This window comes from Peptoanaerobacter stomatis, assembly GCF_000238115.1.
Lineage (GTDB): Bacteria > Bacillota > Clostridia > Peptostreptococcales > Filifactoraceae > Peptoanaerobacter > Peptoanaerobacter stomatis.
In genome coordinates this window covers 25,734-30,023 of record NZ_JH414565.1, presented here as the reverse complement: position 1 = coordinate 30,023, position 4,290 = coordinate 25,734, and the positions used below count along the sequence as shown (strand labels likewise).

Annotated in this window: 4 protein-coding genes; 1 reads left to right on the top strand and 3 read right to left on the bottom strand. The window is 29.8% G+C overall.

Translation table 11 applies throughout. The features are described from left to right. Positions 1 to 535 precede the first annotated feature (535 nt). A complete protein-coding gene (pepF, locus tag HMPREF9629_RS09870; protein ID WP_009526257.1) occupies positions 536 to 2,320 on the top strand; it encodes an oligoendopeptidase F in 1,785 nt (594 codons plus the stop codon). Between the two features lie 49 nt (positions 2,321 to 2,369). On the opposite strand, the gene HMPREF9629_RS12695 is transcribed toward pepF, so the two are convergent. The 3 genes from HMPREF9629_RS12695 to HMPREF9629_RS11655 all read right to left on the bottom strand — a co-directional run. Next, positions 2,370 to 2,498 carry a G5 domain-containing protein gene (locus HMPREF9629_RS12695; protein ID WP_242822051.1) on the bottom strand — a complete coding sequence of 43 codons (129 nt, stop codon included), beginning with the start codon at positions 2,496 to 2,498 and terminating at the stop codon, positions 2,370 to 2,372. Further along, positions 2,495 to 3,685, bottom strand: coding sequence for a VanW family protein (locus HMPREF9629_RS09865; RefSeq protein WP_009526256.1), 1,191 nt, complete (start codon positions 3,683 to 3,685; stop codon positions 2,495 to 2,497). Before HMPREF9629_RS09865 ends, HMPREF9629_RS12695 begins: the two co-directional genes overlap by 4 nt. 86 nt (positions 3,686 to 3,771) lie before the next feature. After that, positions 3,772 to 4,290 (bottom strand): PD-(D/E)XK nuclease family transposase (locus tag HMPREF9629_RS11655; RefSeq protein WP_009526255.1); only part of this gene is annotated, 519 nt, incomplete at its 5' end.

Genomic DNA, 4,290 nt, shown 5'->3' with positions numbered 1-4,290 from the left:
ATATAAGTCCTATATATCTACTGAAAACATTTATATTACTTTTTATACTAATTTTTTAGCAAGTCTTTTTTTGTAAAAATTTTACTGTTTTTTATAAATTTTTATTATTATATCTATGTATTGTTTCTTCATAGCTGTTTCACTATAATTAATCTTATATTTTTATAAAACAATACTCATAAAGTATAGTATTTGTGTGTTATTTTTTTATGTGTATAATAAAAAAATATTATAATATACGGTATATTTACCTAATATATTATCACATTTTTTTGTATATATACTATCAATATATCTTGCTTATTTTTGTATATGACTTACTTCTTTAATACAAAAATTTGCAAAACCGTATTACAGCTTGCATTTATATGATATAATTTATATGTATGTTATGAATATATATTTTTATTGCAATCATCTGTCTATACCAAAAGAGTATTTAAGCTGTTAAAACTATACAATAAAAAATATTATTGTTGCTAATTATCGGTATATATCAAGATGATTAATATTTTTTAATAAAAGGAGTGTGTTTATGCAAAATAAACTTATGCAAAGAAGCGAAGTAAGCGAGGATTTGAAGTGGAATATAAAAGGGCTATATGAGAGCGAGCAGGATTATGACAATGATGTAAAAAAACTACAGGATTTATCTTGCAAGTTCAAAGCTGATTACGATGGTAAGCTTAATGATGAAAATACTATACTTGATGCACTGAAAGTGTACGAGCAAATCAAGATACTGATTGACCACACTGAGCATTATGCAAGCTTAGATGTATCTGTGGATATGAACGATAATTTCAAAAACTTGAGGGCAAGCAAGTACGGTATGATGGTATCTGAGGTATTTGCCAATATATCTTTTTTCACAAGCGAACTTGCTTTACTTGACGTGGCTATGCTTGAAAAATGCAAGGCTTTAGATAATAATTATGCTGTATTTTTTGAGGATATTATAGCTGAAAAACCTCATAAGCTGGATAAAAATATTGAACACGCATTATCTATGCTTGATGTTGTGCTTGAATCTCCATCTGATTGTTATGAAAACACTAAACAAATGGATATAAGATTTGATAATTTTGAGGTAAATGGCAAAAGTTACGAGATGAGTTTCGTAAAATTTGAAAACGAGTACCAATACGAGAGGGATACTGATGTAAGACGTAGTGCGTACAAACATTTTGCTGAAAAATTGGATATGTACAAGCATACTATTGCTACAGACTACAACACGCAGATACAAAAAGAAAAAATAATGTCAAAAATGCGTGGTTTTGATAGTGTAATCGACTATTTGTTATTCTCACAAAAAGTTACAAGAGATATGTATAACAGACAAATAGATACAATAATGACCAAATTAGCTCCTGTTATGAGAAAATATGCATCTCTTATCAAGAAAAACAACAATCTTGACAGAATGACTTTTGCTGATTTGAAATTACCTTTGTTTTCTGATTATGCTCCAAAATTGAATATTGATGATGCTAAGGACTATGTGTACAATGCTCTCAAAGTTTTGGGTGATGAATATTTGGAAATAGCTATGAATTACAAAAAGGACAGATGGGTTGATTTTGCACAAAATATCGGCAAATCTACAGGTGGTTTTTGTGCAAGTCCTTACAAGAAACAACCTTATATATTGTTATCTTGGACAGGGCTTTTGAGTGAGGTGTTTACTCTTGTTCATGAAATCGGTCATGCAGTACATTTTTCTCTTGCTCAAAAACACAACAGCATATTGACTCAAGAGCCGTCTTTGTATTTGGTTGAAGCTCCATCTACTTGCAATGAGATGCTACTTACAAATTATCTGATTTCAAGTAGCAAGGACGAGAAATTTAAAAAATGGGCTATGTCTTGTATGATTGAAAATACTTATTATCATAATTTTGTAACTCATTTGTTGGAGGCTGATTATCAAAGAAAGGTATATGATTTAGTTGACAAAGGCGAAACTGTAAATGCTTATATCTTATCTGATTTGATGAAGGAAACTTATACTAATTTCTGGGGAGATGAAATAGATTTATCTACTGCTGAATATACTTGGATGAGACAACCACATTATTATAACGGATTATACTCTTACACTTATTCTGCCGGACTTGTTGTCGCTACAGTCGTAAGCCAAAACATACTCAATAATGTTAAAGATGCTGATAAAAATTGGATTAAGTTTTTGAAATCAGGTGGCACAAAATCTCCTATAGAGTTGTGTAAAGTAGCTAATGTTGATATATCAACAGATAGCGCATTAAATTATACAATAGATTTCATAGCAAAAACCGTTGATGAAATAGCAAAATAATTTGCTCATTATAAAATGCAAAAGCACGCAGTTTTCTGCGTGCTTTAATTTATTTTGTTCCCACTCGTATTATTTTCGGTTTGGCTGAATATCTGTCTTTTGAAATTATTATTTTTTTGTCGTCTTCCATTTTATATGTTACGCTGGTTTGTCCTAATTGTCCATAGCTTTCTACTATTTGAGTGCCTTTTGGAAGTGAACTGTCTTTTTTGTATATTGTATACGGATAAATATATGATGTACGCTCTGAATATATTTGTACTTTTTTGCTTTTGTGGTATCTCCATATACTTTTGCAGTTAAAATTCCGTTTTGGGCATAAGTTTTTATAAATATCGGAAATGGATAATTATTTTTATATTTTAAATCAGGTGATGTATCACCAACTGTTGCATCTCTACCTATAGGTACATATTTTGCAGGAAAGGTGTGGTTTGAGCGTTCTTTTATTTCCACATTTCCTTCCAGAAGTGCATTATATAATGTAGAGCTGACTTGACAAACTCCCCCACCTATTCCGTTTTTATATTCGTTATTTACAATTACAGGCGCAGGTCTGAAACCCTCGCTGTAAGTTATTTTCCCTATTTTTTGCAAAAAACTGACTTCTTCTCCGGGCATTAAGAGTTGGTTGTCTATTTTGCTTGCTGACAGCTCTACATTCCAGGCTCTTGATCTTCTGCTTGTTTTATAATCCGTTTGAAAACTTGATATAACTCCGTTTATTTGTGATAATTCTTTATATTTTAATTTTGGCGATTTTGTATCAAACGGAATTTTTATATCTATGTCTTTTTCATTATCGTTTTCTATTTTTTCTTTAAGCTCATTAATTATTTTGGATGATATTAATTTTTTTCCGTCTCTTCCTGCCGTTATTGTTATTTTGTCATTTTCTATGCTTATACTTGCTTCTATAGGGTCACTATTTAATTCTTCGCCGACTTTATTGCAAAATTCTTCTATTTTTTTATAATTATGAGTGTAATCCAAGTTTATATATTCTTTATCTGAAAAATAAGCGAGATTTATTATTTTCCATATATTTTTAAATGTATCTTGATTTCTACCTATTGCAATTGCTTTATCCACAGCATCTTGAACTTCGTAGTTAAAGCCTGCATCCTTCAAATCAGTTTGCCATTTTTTGTTATTATAGATTAAACTTAATGTTCCAAAGTCGCAATTTTTACTTATGGTATCATATGCCTCGCTTTTTGTCATTCCTTGAACGTTTATTTTATTTATATACACATTTTCATAAATGGTATCTTTATTTACTAACGAAAAAATGAATATAATTAATGATATGATTATTATTATAAATGATATTGCTATCATTAATAACGGTCGTTTATTTTTCAAAATATCACCTGATTTTAAGTGTTTTTTTAGATAATACTAAAATTTTATAGAATCGTATATAAATAATGCTTTTCAAATTTAATATTTTATAGCCTACCATTTTGTAAGTCTATTATTATACTTCTATCAAGATTGGTAGCTTTTATAATAGTGTCTATGTCTATGTTCATATTTAATAAGTTTCTTGCTGTACTTATAGAACCCATTTGTATCCCTCTTTGTTCTCCTATTTGTATTCCTCTTTGTTCTCCTATTTGTATTCCTCTTTGTTCTCCTACCTGCTCTCCAAGTGCATAGCTGTCATGTAATCTGCTTTCTATATCACTTTCTTTCATCAGGTTTTGTTCATAGGCGTATCTTTCTTGTTTGTTTGACCAGAATAAATTCAGTTTGTCGTTTGTCTTTTCTAACATTTCGTTTCTTTCTGCCAACATTTTTCTCTCCTCCTCACTATCTGTCTTTATAAATAGTAACCATTCATTTAATTCATCTAAGTTGTTTACGTCTACTTTGGTCAGGTCTAAAAGTGTATTTCTTGTATGTCTGTTAATTCTTTTTTGTTCTCTAATTCTGTCAGTCTGTATATTGAGTGTACTTTGTCTTCG

Excerpts from the sequence above, each read along its gene's own strand:
- pepF (WP_009526257.1), top strand. The coding sequence starts at position 536 with ATGCAAAATAAACTTATGCAAAGAAGCGAAGTAAGCGAGGATTTGAAG.